The sequence below is a fragment of the Streptomyces sp. NPDC048057 genome, assembly GCF_040653095.1.
GTDB lineage: Bacteria > Actinomycetota > Actinomycetes > Streptomycetales > Streptomycetaceae > Streptomyces.
Window position 1 is genome coordinate 52,776 of record NZ_JBEZNF010000023.1, and the last position, 18,055, is coordinate 70,830.

17 protein-coding genes are annotated in these 18,055 nt (G+C 72.5%); 16 read left to right on the forward strand and 1 reads right to left on the reverse strand.

Features of this window, described 5'->3' with window-relative positions; all coding sequences use genetic code 11:
- Positions 1-280 precede the first annotated feature (280 nt).
- The 8 genes from aroC (at position 281) to nusB (ending at position 6,900) form a co-directional block, all read left to right on the forward strand.
- Positions 281-1,465: a chorismate synthase gene (gene aroC, locus AB0E05_RS25790; protein WP_361967523.1), complete on the forward strand. Its 1,185-nt coding sequence runs from the start codon at positions 281-283 to the stop codon at positions 1,463-1,465.
- Between the two features lie 29 nt (positions 1,466-1,494).
- Positions 1,495-1,980, forward strand: a complete 486-nt coding sequence (locus tag AB0E05_RS25795) for a shikimate kinase (RefSeq protein WP_361967699.1) — start codon at positions 1,495-1,497, stop codon at positions 1,978-1,980.
- On the forward strand, positions 1,977-3,071 hold the full coding sequence (gene aroB, locus AB0E05_RS25800) for a 3-dehydroquinate synthase (RefSeq protein ID WP_361967525.1): 1,095 nt from the start codon (positions 1,977-1,979) through the stop codon (positions 3,069-3,071). Before AB0E05_RS25795 ends, aroB begins: the two co-directional genes overlap by 4 nt.
- Positions 3,068-3,508, forward strand: coding sequence for a type II 3-dehydroquinate dehydratase (gene aroQ / locus AB0E05_RS25805; protein WP_361967527.1), 441 nt, complete (start codon positions 3,068-3,070; stop codon positions 3,506-3,508). The genes aroB and aroQ overlap by 4 nt, the downstream gene beginning before the upstream one ends.
- Positions 3,509-3,737: 229 nt before the next feature.
- Entirely contained in the window at positions 3,738-4,670 is a 933-nt protein-coding gene (locus AB0E05_RS25810) for an AAA family ATPase (RefSeq protein WP_361967529.1), read from the forward strand.
- Between the two features lie 64 nt (positions 4,671-4,734).
- The gene (locus AB0E05_RS25815; RefSeq protein ID WP_361967531.1) at positions 4,735-5,838 is read left to right on the forward strand and encodes an aminopeptidase P family protein; all 1,104 of its coding nucleotides are present in this window, start codon (positions 4,735-4,737) and stop codon (positions 5,836-5,838) included.
- Positions 5,839-5,896: 58 nt separating this feature from the next.
- Positions 5,897-6,463: an elongation factor P gene (gene efp, locus AB0E05_RS25820; RefSeq protein ID WP_361967533.1), complete on the forward strand. Its 567-nt coding sequence runs from the start codon at positions 5,897-5,899 to the stop codon at positions 6,461-6,463.
- 2 nt (positions 6,464-6,465) lie between these two features.
- A complete protein-coding gene (gene nusB / locus AB0E05_RS25825; protein WP_361967535.1) occupies positions 6,466-6,900 on the forward strand; it encodes a transcription antitermination factor NusB in 435 nt (144 codons plus the stop codon).
- A 239-nt stretch (positions 6,901-7,139) separates the two neighbouring features.
- On the opposite strand, the gene bldD is transcribed toward nusB, so the two are convergent.
- Positions 7,140-7,640, reverse strand: a complete 501-nt coding sequence (bldD, locus tag AB0E05_RS25830) for a transcriptional regulator BldD (protein WP_361540868.1) — start codon at positions 7,638-7,640, stop codon at positions 7,140-7,142.
- A 267-nt stretch (positions 7,641-7,907) separates the two neighbouring features.
- Between bldD and pyrR the strand changes: the two genes are divergently transcribed.
- The 8 genes from pyrR (at position 7,908) to pyrF (ending at position 17,962) form a co-directional block, all read left to right on the forward strand.
- Positions 7,908-8,516, forward strand: a complete 609-nt coding sequence (pyrR, locus tag AB0E05_RS25835; RefSeq protein WP_361967537.1) for a bifunctional pyr operon transcriptional regulator/uracil phosphoribosyltransferase PyrR — start codon at positions 7,908-7,910, stop codon at positions 8,514-8,516.
- A 123-nt stretch (positions 8,517-8,639) separates the two neighbouring features.
- The gene (locus AB0E05_RS25840; RefSeq protein ID WP_361967539.1) at positions 8,640-9,635 is read left to right on the forward strand and encodes an aspartate carbamoyltransferase catalytic subunit; all 996 of its coding nucleotides are present in this window, start codon (positions 8,640-8,642) and stop codon (positions 9,633-9,635) included.
- Between the two features lie 2 nt (positions 9,636-9,637).
- Entirely contained in the window at positions 9,638-10,924 is a 1,287-nt protein-coding gene (locus AB0E05_RS25845) for a dihydroorotase (RefSeq protein ID WP_361967541.1), read from the forward strand.
- Complete coding sequence (locus AB0E05_RS25850; protein WP_361967543.1) at positions 10,921-11,493, forward strand: hypothetical protein; 573 nt, start codon at positions 10,921-10,923, stop codon at positions 11,491-11,493. Before AB0E05_RS25845 ends, AB0E05_RS25850 begins: the two co-directional genes overlap by 4 nt.
- A complete protein-coding gene (carA, locus tag AB0E05_RS25855) occupies positions 11,490-12,638 on the forward strand; it encodes a glutamine-hydrolyzing carbamoyl-phosphate synthase small subunit (protein WP_361967545.1) in 1,149 nt (382 codons plus the stop codon). The genes AB0E05_RS25850 and carA overlap by 4 nt, the downstream gene beginning before the upstream one ends.
- Positions 12,631-15,948 (forward strand): carbamoyl-phosphate synthase large subunit, encoded by a 3,318-nt coding sequence (gene carB / locus AB0E05_RS25860; RefSeq protein WP_361967547.1) that lies wholly within the window; start codon positions 12,631-12,633, stop codon positions 15,946-15,948. The genes carA and carB overlap by 8 nt, the downstream gene beginning before the upstream one ends.
- Before the next feature lie 53 nt (positions 15,949-16,001).
- Positions 16,002-17,123 (forward strand): quinone-dependent dihydroorotate dehydrogenase, encoded by a 1,122-nt coding sequence (locus tag AB0E05_RS25865; protein WP_361967550.1) that lies wholly within the window; start codon positions 16,002-16,004, stop codon positions 17,121-17,123.
- The gene (gene pyrF / locus AB0E05_RS25870; RefSeq protein WP_361967552.1) at positions 17,120-17,962 is read left to right on the forward strand and encodes an orotidine-5'-phosphate decarboxylase; all 843 of its coding nucleotides are present in this window, start codon (positions 17,120-17,122) and stop codon (positions 17,960-17,962) included. Before AB0E05_RS25865 ends, pyrF begins: the two co-directional genes overlap by 4 nt.
- Positions 17,963-18,055 lie beyond the last annotated feature (93 nt).

Sequence of the window (18,055 nt, forward strand, 5' to 3'; positions counted from 1 at the left end):
CAAGGCGGCGGGATGCCCTCGTAGCGGTGGGGGTACCTCCCGTGCCCGCAGGGCACAGGGGGCCTACTAGGGCATTTCGGCAACGCGGGAAGCATGCGTGCCAGGGAGTGGACGCCCGATCAGAGGTCACCCGACAGGCTCTGAGGCGCCCGTCGGGGACGTCCGACTGCTGGACCGGGCACGGGGGAGCCCCCCGGACGTGGGAGGATCGGGGCAGGCGGGCCAGGGCCGCGCACCCGGTCGCGCCAGCAGTCCAGGCGCGAGCAGGAGGAGCACACCGTTGAGCAGGTTGCGTTGGCTGACGGCGGGGGAGTCGCACGGACCCGCACTGGTGGCGACACTGGAGGGCCTCCCGGCGGGCGTACCGATCACCACCGAGATGGTGGCGGACCACCTCGCCCGGCGACGCCTCGGCTACGGGCGCGGCGCCCGCATGAAGTTCGAGCGCGACGAGGTCACCTTCCTCGGCGGCGTGCGCCACGGGCTGACCCTCGGCTCCCCGGTGGCGGTCATGGTCGGCAACACCGAGTGGCCGAAGTGGGAGAAGGTCATGTCGGCCGACCCCGTCGACCCCGAGGAGCTGGCTTCCCTCGCCCGCAACGCCCCGCTCACCCGCCCCCGGCCCGGCCACGCCGACCTCGCCGGCATGCAGAAGTACGCGCTGGACGAGGCCCGGCCCATCCTGGAGCGCGCCAGCGCCCGGGAGACCGCGGCCCGCGTCGCGCTCGGCGCGGTCGCCCGCTCCTACCTCAAGGAGACCGCGGGCATCGAGATCGTCTCCCACGTCGTCGAGTTCGGCGCCGCCCAGGCCCCCAAGGGCGTGTACCCGACGCCCGCGGACGTGGAGCGCTTGGACGCCGACCCGGTGCGCTGCCTGGACGCGGACGCCAGCGAGGCGATGGTCGCCCAGATCGACCAGGCCCACAAGGACGGCGACACCCTCGGCGGCGTCGTCGAGGTGCTGGCGTACGGGGTCCCCGTCGGCCTCGGCTCGCACGTCCACTGGGACCGGCGCCTGGACGCCCGGCTCGCCGCGGCCCTCATGGGGATCCAGGCCATCAAGGGCGTCGAACTCGGCGACGGCTTCGACCTGGCGCGCGTCCCCGGCTCCCAGGCCCACGACGAGATCGTCTCCACCCCCGAGGGGCTGCGCCGCTCCTCCGGCCGCTCCGGCGGCACCGAGGGCGGCATGTCCACCGGCGAACTGCTGCGGGTGCGCGCCGCGATGAAGCCCATCGCGACCGTCCCGAAGGCGCTGGCCACCGTCGACGTCGCCACCGGCGAGACCGCCGCCGCCCACCACCAGCGCTCCGACGTGGCCGCGGTGCCCGCCGCCGGCATCGTCGCCGAGGCGATGGTCGCCCTGGTGCTCGCGGACGCCGTCGCCGAGAAGTTCGGCGGCGACAGCGTCACCGAGACCCGCCGCAACGTGCAGTCGTTCCTCGACCACCTCCAGATCCGGTGAGCGGCCCGCAGATCGTCCTGGTCGGACCCATGGGCTCGGGCAAGTCCACGGTGGGCGAACTGCTGGCCGACCGGCTCGGGGTGCCCTTCCGGGACACCGACGCCGACGTCGTGGCAGCAGAGGGCCGCGAGATCTCCGACATCTTCGTCGAGGACGGCGAGGACCACTTCCGCGCCCTGGAGCGGGCCGCGGTGCGCACGGCCGTCGCCGAGCACCGCGGCGTCCTCGCCCTGGGCGGGGGAGCGGTGCTGGACGACGGCACCCGCGCCCTGCTGAGCGGGCTGCCCGTGGTCTATCTCTCCCTGGACGTGGAGGAGGCGGTCCGCCGCACCGGGCTCAACCAGGCGCGACCGCTGCTCGCAGTCAACCCGCGCCGCCAGTGGCGCGAGCTGATGGAGGCCCGGCGCCCGCTGTACGTCGAGGTCGCCCAGGTCGTGGTGGCCACCGACGACCACACCCCCGAGGAGATCGCCCAGACGATCCTCGACGCTCTGGAGTTGAAGGACGAGTCATGACCGAGCACCCAGTGACCCGCATCCAGGTCGGCGGCACGGAAGGCACCGATCCGTACGAGGTCCTGGTCGGCCGGCAGCTCCTCGCCGAGCTGCCCGGGCTGATCGGCCCGACCGGCACGAGGGTGGCCGTGCTCCACCCGGAGGCGCTCGCCGAGACCGGCGCGGCGATCCGGGAGGACCTGGCGTCCCAGGGGTACGAGGCCATCGCCGTCCAGCTGCCGAACGCGGAGGAGGCCAAGACGGCCGAGGTCGCCGCGTACTGCTGGAAGGCGCTCGGCCAGACCGGCTTCACCCGCAACGACGTCGTCGTCGGCGTCGGCGGCGGCGCCACCACCGACCTCGCCGGCTTCGTCGCCGCGACATGGCTGCGCGGAGTGCGCTGGATCGCCGTCCCCACCACCGTCCTCGGCATGGTGGACGCGGCGGTCGGCGGCAAGACCGGCATCAACACCGCCGAGGGCAAGAACCTCGTCGGGGCCTTCCACCCGCCCGCCGGCGTGCTGTGCGACCTGGCCGCCCTCGACTCGCTGCCCGTGCACGACTACGTCAGCGGACTGGCCGAGGTCATCAAGGCCGGCTTCATCGCGGACCCGGTGATCCTCGACCTCATCGAGGCCGACCCGCAGGGCGCCCGCTCGCCCGAAGGGCCGCACACCGCGGAACTCCTTGAGCGCTCCATCCGGGTCAAGGCCGAAGTGGTCTCCGGCGACCTCAAGGAGTCCGGTCCGCGGGAGGTCCTGAACTACGGCCACACCCTCGGGCACGCCATCGAGAAGAACGAGCGCTACAAGTGGCGCCACGGCGCTGCCGTCTCCATCGGCATGGTCTTCGCCGCCGAACTCGGCCGGCTCGCCGGCCGGCTGGACGACGCGACCGCCGAGCGCCACCGCAGCATCCTGGGGTCGGTGGGCCTGCCGCTGACCTACCGCGGCGACCAGTGGCCCCGGCTGCTGGAGACCATGAAGGTCGACAAGAAGTCCCGCGGCAACCTGCTGCGCTTCGTCGTCCTCGACGGGCTCGCCAAGCCCACCGTCATCGAGGGCCCGGACCCGGCCGTGCTGCTGGCCGCGTACGGGGAGGTCTCCGAGTGAGCCGTCAGGTGTTGGTCCTCAACGGCCCGAACCTGGGCCGGCTGGGCTCGCGCGAGCCCGACGTCTACGGCGCCACCTCCTACGCCGGACTGGTGGAGGCGTGCCGGTCCCTCGGCGCGGAACTCGGCCTGGACGTCGAGGTGCGCGAGACGAACGACGAGGGCGAGATGGTCCGCTGGCTCCACGAGGCGGCGGACGGCGCGCTCCCCGTCGTCCTCAACCCCGGTGCGTTCACGCACTACTCGTACGCGATGCGCGACGCCGCCGCGCAACGGACCGCGCCCCTGATCGAGGTGCACATCTCCAACCCGTACGCCCGGGAGACCTTCCGGCACACCTCGGTCGTCGCGGCCGTGGCGGACGGCACGGTCGCCGGCTTCGGCATCGGCTCCTACCGGCTCGCCCTGCGCGCGCTGGTCGAGGAACTGACGGACTGACACCATCTCGGGGCGGTGCGCCGGAGCGGCGGCGGACGGTGTGGCGATCGTCTCGCCCCCATCCGTCAACCTCCGTGCCGAACGGGGCACTTCGGGCCGTTCCCGGGCCTTTCCCCGACCCGGTCCGACGACGGGGGAGCCGGCCCTTCGCCCCGGAGGGTACGGTTCGGTGGCAGTGGCAGGGATCCCTGCCGCGGACCTGCAGTCGCACGAGACGGAGTGGCACCGGATGCAGCACGCAGTGGGGGCTCCGCTGCCGCCTGAACACGGCCCGGGGCAGCCCGGCCGCAGCTGGGCCGGTCAGCCGGCCGCCGCCTCCTGGCCCGGCCCCGGCCCCGGCCCCGCTGCCGCGCACGAGCACGGCGCGGTGCCGCCCGGTGCGCCCGTACCGCCGCCGCCTCCCGCACCCCCCGCCGCCGGGGCGGCCCCGGACGCGCCCCTCGCGCCGCCGCCCGTACCCCCGCCGGTGAGCCCGCCGCCGTCCCCGTCCCACAACGGGGCCGCTCCCGCTCCCGCCCCCGGCTGGTCGCAGCCCGATGCCGCACCGCCCGTGGACGGGCCCGGACCCGTGGCCGCCCCGGTGCCGCCGGAGCAGGGCACGGGCGCGACGACCCTGGCCGTGCTGCTCATCGGCCCCGCCGGCGCGGGCAAGACCACCGTCGCCCGCTACTGGGCCGCCCGCCGCCGCGTCCCCACCGCGCACGTCAGCCTCGACGACGTCCGCGAATGGGTCCGCTCCGGCTTCGCCGACCCCCAGTCGGGGTGGAACGAGCACTCCGAGACCCAGTACCGCCTGGCCCGCCGCACCTGCGGCTTCGCCGCCCGCAACTTCCTCGCCAACGGCATCTCGTGCATCCTCGACGACGCCGTCTTCCCCGACCGCCCGGTGGTCGGCCTCGGCGGCTGGAAGCGCCACGTCGGCCCCGGTCTGCTCCCGGTCGTCCTGCTGCCGGGCCTCGACGTCGTCCTGGAGCGCAACGCGGCCCGCAGCGGCAACCGCCGGCTGTCGGACGAGGAGGTCGCCAGCATCCACGGCCGGATGGCCGGCTGGTACGGCTCGGGCCTGCCGATCATCGACAACTCGAAGTACGACGTCCCGACCACGGCCCGGGTCCTGGACGAGGCCCTGGCCCGGGCCATCGCCAGCCCCCCGTCCTTCTGACCGCCCACCCCCCGGTCGGACGTCCCGCCGAGCCGAGCCGGACGATCACTCGTACGCTCGATGCATGGCAGAGGTGTACGCGGGCCGCCGCGACCGGCTGCGGGAGCGGTGCGCGGACAACGGCGGCGGAGCGCTGATCTCCCGCCCGGCGAACGTGCGTTACCTCGCCGGGGGAGCGCCCCCGGGAGCCGTTCTGCTGCTCGCACCCGATCAGGACGTCCTGCTCTGTCCCCGCACCCCCGCGCTGGACACCGGGGACGGCCGGCCCGACGACGCCCTGCGGCTGACCGTCCTGCCCGAGGACGGCCCGGACCCGGCCGTCGCCGCGGCCGAGCTGGCGAGCCGGGCGAGGGTGGAGGCCCTGGCCGTCGAGGAGCACCACCTCACGGTGGCGCGCCACCGGGCGATGCGCGCCACCGCGCCCCGGCTGCACCTGGTCGACACCGGGCTCGCCGTGGAGCAGCAGCGGATCGTGAAGGACGAGGAGGAGATCGCCTGCCTGCGGATCGCGGCGGAGATCACCGACCAGGCGCTCGGCGAGCTGCTGGAGTCCATCCTGGTGGGGCGCACCGAGCGGCACCTCGCGCTGGAGCTGGAGCGCAGGCTGGTGGACCACGGCGCGGACGGGCCCGCCTTCGCCACCTCGGTGGCCACCGGGCCGAACTCCGGCCGCCGCGGCCACCGCCCCACGGACCGGCGCGTCGAGGAGGGCGACTTCCTCACCGTCTGCGTCGGCGCCGACTACCGCGGCTACCGCTGTGAGATCGGCCGGACCTTCGTCATCGGCACCACCCCGGCGGACTGGCAGATCGAGCTGTACGACCTGGTCTTCAGCGCCCAGCGGGCCGCCCGCGAGTCCCTGCTGCCGGGGATGGCGTGCTGCGACGTGGACCAGGCGGCGCGCCAGATCCTGGACGGCGCGGGCCACGGAGCCGGCCTGGCGCCGCTCACCGGGCACGGCGTGGGTCTGGAAATCGACGAGGACCCCCAGTTGACTCCGGCGGCCATGGGTAAACTGGACGCTTGCGTGCCGGTCACCGTCGAACCGGGGGTCCACCTTCCGGGCCGGGGCGGGGTCCGGATCGATGACACGCTCGTCGTACGCCAGGAGGCGGACGGCGGACCCGAGCTACTCACCATCACGACCAAGGAGCTGCTCGCGCTCTAGCGGCGCGTACCTTCGCAGCCCCCGGGTCGTCCACGTCAGTCCAGGAGATTCCGCAACCGTGGCTTCCACGAACGACCTCAAGAACGGCATGGTGCTCAAGCTCGACAACGACCAGCTGTGGTCCGTCGTCGAGTTCCAGCACGTCAAGCCCGGCAAGGGCCCCGCCTTCGTGCGCACCAAGCTCAAGAACGTGCTGTCCGGGAAGATCGTCGACAAGACGTTCAACGCCGGCGTGAAGGTCGAGACGGCCACCGTCGACCGCCGTGACATGCAGTTCTCGTACATGGACGGCGACTACTTCGTCTTCATGGACATGCAGACGTACGACCAGCTCCACGTCGAGCGCAAGGCCGTCGGCGACGCCGCCAACTTCCTGATCGAGGGCTTCGAGGCCACCGTCGCCACCCACGAGGGCTCGGTGCTCTACGTGGAGCTGCCGGCCGCCGTCGAGCTGGTCATCGCGGAGACCGAGCCCGGCGTCCAGGGCGACCGCTCCACCGGCGGCACCAAGCCCGCCAAGCTGGAGACGGGCTACGAGGTGCAGGTCCCGCTGTTCATCACCACGGGTGAGAAGATCAAGGTCGACACGCGCTCCGGTGACTACCTCAGCCGGGTGAACAGCTAACCGTGGCGGCACGCAGCAAGGCCCGTAAGCGCGCCTTCCAGATCCTCTTCGAGGCCGACCAGCGCGGGGTGTCCGTGCCGACGGTCCTCGCCGACTGGATCCGGCACTCACGGACCGACGACCGGCAGCCCCCGGTCAGCGAGTACACGATCGAACTCGTCGAGGGGTACGAGGCGTACGCGAAGCGGATCGACGAGCTGATCGTCACCTACGCGCGCGACTGGGACCTCGACCGGATGCCGGCGGTCGACCGGAACATCATCCGGCTCGGCGCCTACGAGCTGGTCTGGGTGGACGGCACCCCGGACGCGGTGGTGATCGACGAGGCGGTGGAGCTCGCCAAGGAGTTCTCCACCGATGACTCCCCGTCGTTCGTGAACGGCCTCCTGGGCCGGCTCAAGGACCTCAAGTCGTCCCTGCGGCGCGACGGCGACTGAGCGCAGCGGTAGGGCGTACGGCGGGGCCCGGGGCGGAGGCTGACCTCCGCCCCGGGCCCCGCCGTTTCTTCGCGTACGGGAAGCACGGCGGCGCCCGCGCACCAACCGCTCGCACGCCGAGCGCGGGGCGCGCACACGACGACGGAACGCCCGAGAGCGGACCCCCTGATGGGATCCGCCCTCGGGCGTGACGTTTCTCCGGAGGCAGGGCCGATGGTGCAGCGCTGCTCCGGAGGGGCTCAGCCCTCCTCGTGCGTCACCGCGCGACGGGCGTCCGCGTCGAGGACGCCCCAGCTGATGAGCTGCTCGGTGAGGACCGAAGGCGACTGGTCGTAGATGACGGCGAGGGTGCGCAGGTCGTCCTGGCGGATCGACAGCACCTTGCCGTTGTAGTCCCCGCGCTGGGACTGGATCGTGGCCGCGTACCGCTGGAGGGGGCCGGCCTTCTCCGCCGGCACGTGCGCCAGCCGCTCCAGGTCCAGCACCAGCTTCGGCGGGGGCTCGGCCGCACCGCCCGGGGTCGTGCCCGGCAGCAGCTCCTGCACCGGCACCCCGTAGAAGTCGGCCAGCTCGGCCAGGCGCTGCACGGTCACGGCGCGGTCGCCGCGTTCGTACGAACCGACCACGACGGCCTTCCAGCGGCCCTGGGACTTCTCCTCCACGCCGTGGAGGGACAGCCCTTGCTGCGTGCGGATGGCGCGGAGCTTGGCCCCGAGCTGCTTTGCGTATTCGCTGGACATATAGCTCCCGGACGCTGTGACAACGTGCGGCTCCGCCGCGCGGCTGGTGACTCACTGTGAGGTTACGCAGAGTGATCTGGATGCGTCAAGCCGAACGGGTCCAGACCGGTTCCTTGTCATGATCAAGACCGGAATCACCCCAGGTCCGGACCAGGGTCACGCCCTCCCCCGGAAGGTTCGCCCGAATGGCCCTGGTACGGTGGGGAGCGCATTGACCGACGTCCTTTAAGGTCCGTCCCGTGAGGCGGAGAAGGAGGTCCTTTTCCCATGGACACCAACAGCCGTGCAGACGGCACCGATGCGGCCCGGCCCGTGCTGGAAGCCCCCGACATCGCGCGGGTGCTGACCCGCATCGCCCACGAGATCGTCGAACGCGCCAAGGGCGCCGACGACGTGGTGCTCCTCGGCATCCCCACCCGCGGCGTCTTCCTCGCCCGCCGGCTCGCCGACAAGCTGGAGCAGATCACCGGACGCGCCATGCCGGTCGGCTCCCTCGACATCACCATGTACCGCGACGACCTGCGCCTGCGGCCCGCCCGCGCGCTGGCCCGGACCGAGATCCCCGGCGAGGGCGTCGACGGCCGGCTGGTCGTCCTCGTCGACGACGTGCTCTTCTCCGGCCGGACCATCCGCGCCGCGCTGGACGCCCTCGGCGACATCGGCCGCCCCCGCGCCGTCCAGCTCGCGGTCCTGGTCGACCGCGGCCACCGGGAGCTGCCCATCCGCGCCGACTACGTCGGCAAGAACCTGCCCACGTCGCTGCGCGAGACGGTCAAGGTGCTGCTCCACGAGGAGGACGGCCGCGACACCGTGCTGCTCGGCGTGCGCGAGCCGCGCGACGACGCGAGCGCCCCGCAGGGCGCCGCACAGCGCTGACCCCGCCGCACCCACCGCCCACCGACCCGCACGGCCCGCGGCACCCGCGCGCCCGTGCGTCCGTACGCCCCCGGGGCGGGCCACACCCCGCACGCCGACCGAGTACCCACCGGAGCCCACCAGATGAAGCACCACCTCATCTCGGCCGCCGACCTCACGCGTGACGACGCCGTCCTCATCCTCGACACCGCCGAGGAGATGGCCCGCGTCGCCGACCGGCCGATCAAGAAGCTGCCCACCCTCCGCGGACGCACCGTCGTCAACCTCTTCTTCGAGGACTCGACGCGCACCCGGATCTCCTTCGAAGCCGCCGCCAAGCGGCTCTCCGCCGACGTCATCAACTTCTCCGCCAAGGGCTCCTCGGTCTCCAAGGGCGAGTCCCTCAAGGACACCGCCCTCACCCTGGAGGCCATGGGCGCGGACGCGGTCGTCATCCGCCACCACGCCTCCGGCGCGCCCTACCGGCTGGCGAACTCCGGCTGGATCGACGGCGCGGTCGTCAACGCCGGCGACGGCACCCACGAGCACCCCACCCAGGCCCTGCTGGACGCCTTCACCGTCCGCCGCCGACTGGTCGGCCCCGACGCCGGCATGGGCCGCGACCTGGCCGGCCGCCGCGTCACCGTCGTCGGCGACATCCTGCACAGCCGGGTCGCCCGCTCCAACGTGCTGCTGCTGCACACCCTCGGCGCCGAGGTCACCCTGGTCGCCCCGCCGACCCTCGTCCCCATCGGCGTCGAGAGCTGGCCGTGCGAGGTCTCCTACGACCTCGACGCCGTGCTGCCCAAGTCCGACGCCGTGATGATGCTCCGGGTCCAGCGCGAACGGATGAACGCCGCCTTCTTCCCCACCGAGCGCGAGTACGCCCGCCGCTACGGCCTCGGCGGCGAGCGCATGGCCCGGACGCCGGAGCACGCCGTGGTGATGCACCCAGGCCCGATGAACCGCGGCATGGAGATCACCGCCGAGGTCGCCGACTCCGACCGCTGCACCGCCGTCGAACAGGTCGCCAACGGCGTGTCCATCCGCATGGCCGTCCTCTACCTGCTGCTCGGCGGCAACGAGTCCGCCGCCGCCCACACCCGCACCGAGCCCGTCCGTACCGAGGAGACCCCGTAACCATGAGCAAGATCCTTATCCGAGGCGCCCAGGTGCTCGGCGGGCAGGCGCAGGACGTCCTGATCGACGGAGAGACCGTCGCCGAGATCGCGGACCACATCGAGCCCGGCGACGCCACGGTGATCGAGGCCGCCGGCCGGGTGCTGCTGCCCGGCCTCGTCGACCTCCACACCCATCTGCGCGAGCCCGGCCGCGAGGACTCCGAGACCGTGCTGACCGGCACCAAGGCCGCGGCCGTCGGCGGCTTCACCGCCGTGCACGCCATGGCCAACACCTTCCCCGTCGCGGACACCGCCGGCGTGGTCGAGCAGGTCTACCGACTCGGCAAGGAGTCCGGCTACTGCGACGTCCAGCCGGTCGGCGCGGTCACCGTCGGACTGGAGGGCAAGCAGCTCGCCGAGCTGGGCGCCATGCACGACTCGGCCGCCGGGGTGCGGGTCTTCTCCGACGACGGCAAGTGCGTCGACGACGCGGTCATCATGCGCCGCGCCCTGGAGTACGTGAAGGCGTTCGACGGCGTCATCGCCCAGCACGCCCAGGAGCCCAGGCTGACCGAGGGCGCCCAGATGAACGAGGGCGTCGTCTCTGCCGAACTCGGACTCGGCGGCTGGCCCGCGGTCGCCGAGGAGTCGATCATCGCCCGGGACGTGCTGCTCGCCGCCCACGTCGGCTCCCGGGTGCACATCTGCCACCTCTCCACGGCCGGCTCGGTCGAGATCGTCCGCTGGGCCAAGTCCAAGGGCTGGAACGTGACCGCCGAGGTCACCCCGCACCACCTGCTGCTCACCGACGAGCTCGTCCGCACCTACAACCCGGTCTACAAGGTCAACCCGCCGCTGCGCACCGAGACCGACGTGCTGGCCCTGCGCGAGGCACTGGCGGACGGCACGATCGACTGCGTCGCCACCGACCACGCCCCGCACCCGCACGAGGACAAGGACTGCGAGTGGGGCGCCGCCGCCATGGGCATGGTCGGCCTGGAGACCGCGCTCTCCGTCGTCCAGGAGACGATGGTGGACACCGGACTGCTCGACTGGGCCGGCGTCGCCGACCGGATGTCGTTCCGCCCGGCCCGCATCGGCCGGCTCGACGGCCACGGCCGGCCGATCGCCGCCGGTGAGCCCGCCAACCTCACGCTCGTCGATCCGGCTTACCGTGGAGCGGTGGACCCCGCGGGCTTCGCCTCCCGCAGCCGCAACACCCCCTACGAGGGCCGTGAGCTGCCGGGACGCGTCACCCACACCTTCCTGCGGGGCCGGGCAACGGTCGTCGACGGGAATCTGGCGTGACATCACTCACCACCATCGCAGCCCATCTCGCAGCGGAGAAGAAGTCCGCGGAGGTGACCGACTGGGCGGCCCGCATCGGCTGGGTCGTCGGGCTGCTGATCTTCATCGCCCTGGTCTACTGGCTGATGCGCCAGGGCTGGAAGTGGCGCGGCAGCCTCCAGTCGGACCTCCCCGCGCTGCCCGCCGCCCCGGACGACCCAGGCGCACCGCTGCGGTCCTCGACCGGCCGCTACCACGGCTCCACCACCGCCGGGCAGTGGCTCGACCGGATCGTCGCCCACGGGCTCGGCGTCCGCAGCCGGGTCGAGCTGACCCTCACCGACGCCGGACTCGACGTGGTGCGCCCCGGCGCGAGCGACTTCTTCGTCCCGCGGGCCGCCCTGCGCGAGGCCCGCCTCGACAAGGGCATCGCCGGCAAGGTCCTCGCCGAGGGCGGACTGCTCATCGTCACCTGGGAACACGGCGGCACGCTGATCGACTCCGGCTTCCGCGCCGACCGGTCCGACGAGCACGCCGACTGGGTGACCACCCTGAACGACCTGATCCACACGACGGAAGGCGCACGATGACCACCTCCACCAGGGGAGTCGCTCCGACGAGGAGCACCACCCCCGCCGTACTCGTCCTGGAGGACGGCCGGATCTTCCGCGGTCGCTCCTACGGGGCCGTGGGGGAGACCTTCGGCGAAGCGGTCTTCAACACCGGCATGACCGGCTACCAGGAGACCCTGACGGACCCCTCGTACCACCGCCAGGTCGTCGTGATGACCGCCCCGCACGTCGGCAACACCGGCGTCAACGACGAGGACGACGAGTCGCGGCGCATCTGGGTGGCCGGATACGTCGTCCGCGACCCCGCCCGCATCCCCTCCAACTGGCGCGCCCGGCGCACCCTGGACGACGAGCTGACCGCCCAGGACGTCGTCGGCATCAGCGGCATCGACACCCGGGCGCTCACCCGCCACCTGCGCGAGCGCGGTGCGATGCGCGTCGGGATCTTCTCCGGCGCCGCCCTGCCCGACGCGGAGACCCTGCTGGCCCGGGTGCGGCAGTCCCCCCAGATGAAGGGCGCGGACCTGTCCGCCGAGGTCGCCACCGAGCAGACCTACGTCGTCCCCGCGATCGGCGCGAAGCGCTTCACCGTCGCCGCCCTCGACCTCGGCATCAAGGGCATGACCCCGCACCTGATGGCCGAGCGCGGCATCGAGGTCCACGTGCTGCCCGCCACCGCCACCGTCGAGGAGGTGTACGCGGTCCAGCCCGACGGCGTCTTCCTCTCCAACGGCCCCGGCGACCCCGCCACCGCCGACCTCACCGTGGTCAAGGCGGTCCTGGAGCGACGGACCCCCCTCTTCGGGATCTGCTTCGGCAACCAGCTCCTCGGCCGCGCCCTCGGCTTCGGCACCTACAAGCTGAAGTACGGCCACCGCGGCATCAACCAGCCGGTCCAGGACCGCACCACCGGCAAGGTCGAGGTCACCGCCCACAACCACGGCTTCGCCGTCGACGCACCGCTCGACGCCGTCTCCGACACCCCCTACGGCCGCGCCGAGGTCTCCCACGTCTGCCTCAACGACGACGTGGTCGAGGGCCTGCGCCTGCTCGACCGGCCGGCCTTCAGCGTCCAGTACCACCCCGAAGCGGCAGCCGGCCCGCACGACGCCGCCTACCTGTTCGACCGCTTCGTCTCCCTGATGGAGGGCCAGCGTGCCTAAGCGCACCGACATCCAGTCCGTCCTGGTCATCGGCTCCGGCCCGATCGTCATCGGCCAGGCCGCCGAGTTCGACTACAGCGGCACCCAGGCGTGCCGCGTCCTCAAGGCCGAGGGCCTGCGCGTCGTCCTGGTCAACTCCAACCCGGCCACGATCATGACCGACCCGGAGATCGCCGACGCCACCTACGTCGAGCCCATCACCCCGGAGTTCGTCGAGAAGATCATCGCCAAGGAGCGCCCCGACGCGCTGCTGCCCACCCTCGGTGGCCAGACCGCGCTGAACACCGCGATCGCCATGCACGAACAGGGCGTCCTGGAGAAGTACGGCGTCGAGCTGATCGGCGCCAACGTCACCGCCATCCACAAGGGCGAGGACCGCGACCTGTTCAAGGAGGTCGTCGAGGCCGTCCGGACCAAGACCGGCCACGGCGAGTCCGCCCGCTCGGTGATCTGCCACTCCATGGACGACGTCCTGAACGGCGTCGACATCCTCGGCGGCTACCCGGTCGTCGTCCGCCCCTCCTTCACCATGGGCGGCGCCGGCTCCGGCTTCGCCCACGACGAGGAGGAGCTGCGCCGCATCGCCGGCCAGGGCCTCACGCTCTCCCCGACCACCGAGGTGCTCCTGGAGGAGTCCATCCTCGGCTGGAAGGAGTACGAGCTGGAGCTGATGCGCGACAAGCACGACAACGTCGTGGTCGTCTGCTCCATCGAGAACTTCGACCCCATGGGCGTGCACACCGGCGACTCCATCACGGTCGCCCCGGCGATGACCCTGACCGACCGCGAGTACCAGCGGCTGCGGGACATCGGCATCGCGATCATCCGCGAGGTCGGCGTCGACACCGGCGGCTGCAACATCCAGTTCGCCGTCAACCCCGACGACGGCCGGATCATCGTCATCGAGATGAACCCGCGGGTCTCCCGCTCCTCCGCGCTCGCCTCCAAGGCCACCGGCTTCCCCATCGCCAAGATCGCCGCGAAGCTGGCCGTCGGCTACACGCTGGACGAGATCCCCAACGACATCACCGAGCAGACCCCGGCCTCCTTCGAGCCGACGCTCGACTACGTCGTGGTGAAGGCCCCCCGGTTCGCCTTCGAGAAGTTCCCCTCCGCCGACTCCTCCCTCACCACCACCATGAAGTCGGTCGGCGAGGCCATGGCGATCGGCCGCAACTTCACCGAGGCGCTCCAGAAGGCCCTGCGCTCCCTGGAGAAGAAGGGCAGCCAGTTCGACTTCGCCACGCCCGTCGCCGACCTCGGCGACAAGGAAGAACTGCTCCGCGAGGCCGTGCGCCCCACCGACGGCCGGATCAACACCGTCATGGCCGCCATCCGTGCCGGGGCCACCGCCGACGAGGTCTTCGCGGCCACCAGGATCGACCCGTGGTTCGTCGACCAGCTCTTCCTGATCAAGGAGTACGCGGACGAGCTGGCCGCCGCCGACGAACTCACCCCCGAGCTGCTCGCCGAGGTCAAGCGGCACGGCTTCTCGGACGCGCAGATCGCCGCCGTCCGCGGGCTGCCCGAGGACGTCGTCCGCGAGGTCCGCCACGCGCTCGGCGTGCGCCCCGTCTACAAGACCGTGGACACCTGCGCCGCCGAGTTCGCCGCGAAGACGCCGTACTTCTACTCCTCGTACGACGAGGAGACCGAGGTCGCGCCGCGCGAGAAGCCCGCCGTGATCATCCTCGGCTCCGGCCCCAACCGCATCGGCCAGGGCATCGAGTTCGACTACTCCTGCGTCCACGCCTCCTTCGCGCTCAGCGACGCCGGCTACGAGACCGTGATGGTCAACTGCAACCCCGAGACCGTCTCCACCGACTACGACACCTCCGACCGGCTCTACTTCGAGCCGCTCACCCTGGAGGACGTGCTGGAGATCGTGCACGCGGAGGCCGCGGCCGGACCGATCGCCGGCGTCGTCGTCCAGCTCGGCGGCCAGACCCCGCTCGGCCTCGCCCAGGCGCTGAAGGACAACGGCGTGCCCGTCGTCGGCACCCCGCCGGAGGCCATCCACGCCGCCGAGGACCGCGGCGCCTTCGGCCAGGTGCTCAAGGACGCCGGCCTGCCGGCGCCCAAGCACGGCACCGCCACCACCTTCGCCGAGGCCAAGGCCATCGCCGACGAGATCGGCTACCCGGTCCTGGTGCGCCCCTCGTACGTGCTCGGCGGACGCGGCATGGAGATCGTGTACGAGGAGGCCCGCCTCCAGTCGTACATCGCCGAGTCCACCGAGATCAGCCCCACCCGCCCGGTCCTCGTGGACCGCTTCCTCGACGACGCCATCGAGATCGACGTCGACGCGCTCTACGACGGTGAGGAGCTCTACCTGGGCGGCGTCATGGAGCACATCGAGGAGGCCGGCATCCACTCCGGCGACTCGGCGTGCGCCCTGCCCCCGATCACCCTCGGCGGCTACGACGTGAAGCGGCTGCGCGCCTCCACCGAGGCGATCGCCCGCGGCGTGGGCGTCCGCGGACTGATCAACATCCAGTTCGCCATGGCCGGGGACATCCTCTACGTGCTGGAGGCCAACCCGCGCGCCTCCCGCACCGTCCCCTTCACCTCCAAGGCCACCGCCGTACCGCTGGCCAAGGCCGCCGCCCGCATCTCGCTCGGCGCCACCGTCGCCGAGCTGCGCGCCGAGGGCCTGCTGCCGGCGAGCGGCGACGGCGGCACGCTGCCGATGGACGCACCGATCTCCGTCAAGGAGGCCGTGCTGCCCTGGTCGCGCTTCCGCGACATCCACGGCCGGGGCGTGGACACCGTCCTCGGGCCGGAGATGCGCTCCACCGGCGAGGTCATGGGCATCGACTCCGTCTTCGGCACGGCGTACGCCAAGTCGCAGGCGGGCGCGTACGGACCGCTGCCCACCAAGGGCCGCGCCTTCATCTCGGTGGCCAACCGGGACAAGCGCTCGATGATCTTCCCCGCCCGCGAGCTGGTCGCCCACGGCTTCGAGCTGCTGGCCACCTCCGGCACCGCCGAGGTCCTCAAGCGCAACGGCATCGGCGCCACCGTGGTGCGCAAGCACAGCGAGGGCGAGGGGCCGAACGGCGAGAAGACCATCGTGCAGCTCATCCACGACGGCCAGGTCGACCTGATCGTGAACACCCCGTACGGCACCGGCGGACGCCTCGACGGCTACGACATCCGCACCGCCGCCGTCGCCCGCGCCGTCCCCTGCCTCACCACGGTCCAGGCGCTCGCCGCCGCCGTGCAGGGCATCGAGGCGCTGGGACGCGGAGACGTGGGAGTGCGCTCCCTCCAGGAACACGCACGACACCTGACCGCGGCCCGCGACTAGCGAACAGGGGGACACCGTCGAGACGGTGTCCCCCTCTTCATGAGGAAGCCACCATGTACAAGCTGTTCTTCACCCTCTTCTTCTCCCGGATGGACCCCGAGGCCGCCCACCACCTGGCCTTCCGCTGGATCCGGGCCGCAGCCAGGGTCCCCGTGCTGCGCACCTACCTCGCCGCCCTGCTCGCCCCCCGCCACGAGGAGCTGCGCACCGAAGCCCTGGGGCTGCGGATGCACGGACCCTTCGGCCTCGCCGCCGGCTTCGACAAGAACGCGGTGGCCATCGACGGGATGACCATGCTCGGCTTCGATCACGTGGAGATCGGCACGGTCACCGCGATGGCGCAGCCCGGCAACCCGAGGAAGCGGCTCTTCCGGCTGGTGCCCGACCGCGCCCTGATCAACCGCATGGGCTTCAACAACGACGGCTCCGCGGCCGTGGCCCAGCGCCTGGGCGAGCGCCGCCCGGTCTTCAAGGCCGTCGTCGGCGTCAACATCGGCAAGACCAAGGTCGTCCCGGAGTCCGAGGCCGTCGAGGACTACGTCACCTCCACCGAGCGCCTCGCCCGGCACGCCGACTACCTGGTGGTGAACGTCTCCTCGCCGAACACCCCCGGACTGCGCGACCTCCAGGCGACCGAGTCGCTGCGCCCGCTGCTCACCGCGGTCCGCGAGGCCGCCGACCGCACGGAGACCCGCCGCCGGGTGCCGCTGCTGGTCAAGATCGCCCCCGACCTCGCGGACGAGGACGTCGACGCGGTCGCCGACCTCGCGCTCGAACTGGGCCTCGACGGGATCATCGCGACCAACACCACCATCGCCCGCACCGGGCTCGCCTCCCCGGCGGAGCTCACCGCGGAGACCGGCGGCCTGTCCGGCGCCCCGCTCAAGGAGCGCTCCCTGGAGGTGCTGCGCCGGCTGTACGCCCGCGTGGGCGACCGCATCACCCTCGTGGGCGTGGGCGGCATCGAGGACGCCGAGGACGCCTGGCAGCGCATCCTCGCGGGCGCGACGCTGATCCAGGCGTACAGCGCCTTCGTCTACCGGGGCCCGTTCTTCAGCCGGGCGATCCACCAGGGGCTCGCCGCCCGGCTCGCGGCCAGCCCGTACGCCACCCTGGCCGAGGCCGTCGGAGCCGGAGTCCAGGACCACGACCGCAAGGAAAGCAGCGCCGCATGACCGCCATCACCCCCTTCGGAGCCCGGCTGCACGAGGCGCTGCGCACCCGCGGCCCCCTCTGCGTCGGAATCGACCCGCACGCCTCCCTGCTCAAGGACTGGGGGCTCGACGACGACGTCGCCGGCCTGGAGCGGTTCAGCCGCACCACGGTGGAGGCCCTCGCCGACCGGGTCGCCGTCCTCAAGCCGCAGTCGGCCTTCTTCGAGCGCTTCGGCTCGCGCGGCGTCGCCGTGCTGGAGAAGACGGTCGAGGAGGCGCGCGCCGCCGGTGCCCTGGTGCTGATGGACGCCAAGCGCGGCGACATCGGCTCCACCATGGGCGCGTACGCCGCGGCCTATCTGCACCCGTCGTCGCCGCTCTTCTCCGACGCGGTCACCCTCTCGCCGTACCTCGGCTTCGGCTCGCTCCGCCCGGCGCTGGACGCCGCCGCCGCGTCCGGCGCGGGCGTCTTCGTGCTGGCGCTCACCTCCAACGCGGAGGGCGCCGAGGTGCAGCGGGCCACCGCCGCCGACGGTCGTCCGCTCGCGCAGGTCATGCTCGACCACATGGCGGCGGAGAACGTGGACGCCTGGCCGCTGGGCTCGGTGGGCGCGGTCGTCGGCGCCACCCTCGCCGACGCCGGCGTGAACCTCGCGATCAACGGCCCGCTGCTCGCCCCGGGCATCGGAGCCCAGGGCGCCACCCCGGCGGACGTCCCGCGGGTCTTCGGCTCGGTGGCCGGCAACGTGGTCCCCAGCGTCAGCCGGGGCGTCCTGCGGTACGGCCCGGACGCGGCGGCCCTGCGCGAGGCGGCGGCCCGCTTCGCCGAGGAGTGCCGGGCAGCCGTCTCGGGCGCGTAGCACCCGCTGAGGGACGCCCGCCGGACGCTTCGACTCCGCATAGTTGTAGCGAACAGGGGTTTCTCCGTGCTCACCAGCGGGTCTTCCGTGAAA

What these genes read in the sequence shown, in the direction of transcription:
- AB0E05_RS25865 (WP_361967550.1), top strand. Translation starts at nt 16,002, where the DNA reads ATGTACAAGCTGTTCTTCACCCTCTTCTTCTCCCGGATGGACCCCGAG.
- bldD (WP_361540868.1), bottom strand. Translation starts at nt 7,640, where the DNA reads ATGTCCAGCGAATACGCAAAGCAGCTCGGGGCCAAGCTCCGCGCCATC.
- AB0E05_RS25845 (WP_361967541.1), top strand. Translation starts at nt 9,638, where the DNA reads ATGAGCAAGATCCTTATCCGAGGCGCCCAGGTGCTCGGCGGGCAGGCG.
- pyrR (WP_361967537.1), top strand. Translation starts at nt 7,908, where the DNA reads ATGGACACCAACAGCCGTGCAGACGGCACCGATGCGGCCCGGCCCGTG.
- AB0E05_RS25810 (WP_361967529.1), top strand. Translation starts at nt 3,738, where the DNA reads ATGCAGCACGCAGTGGGGGCTCCGCTGCCGCCTGAACACGGCCCGGGG.
- AB0E05_RS25795 (WP_361967699.1), top strand. Translation starts at nt 1,495, where the DNA reads ATGGGCTCGGGCAAGTCCACGGTGGGCGAACTGCTGGCCGACCGGCTC.
- aroB (WP_361967525.1), top strand. Translation starts at nt 1,977, where the DNA reads ATGACCGAGCACCCAGTGACCCGCATCCAGGTCGGCGGCACGGAAGGC.
- carA (WP_361967545.1), top strand. Translation starts at nt 11,490, where the DNA reads ATGACCACCTCCACCAGGGGAGTCGCTCCGACGAGGAGCACCACCCCC.
- AB0E05_RS25815 (WP_361967531.1), top strand. Translation starts at nt 4,735, where the DNA reads ATGGCAGAGGTGTACGCGGGCCGCCGCGACCGGCTGCGGGAGCGGTGC.
- AB0E05_RS25840 (WP_361967539.1), top strand. Translation starts at nt 8,640, where the DNA reads ATGAAGCACCACCTCATCTCGGCCGCCGACCTCACGCGTGACGACGCC.
- pyrF (WP_361967552.1), top strand. Translation starts at nt 17,120, where the DNA reads ATGACCGCCATCACCCCCTTCGGAGCCCGGCTGCACGAGGCGCTGCGC.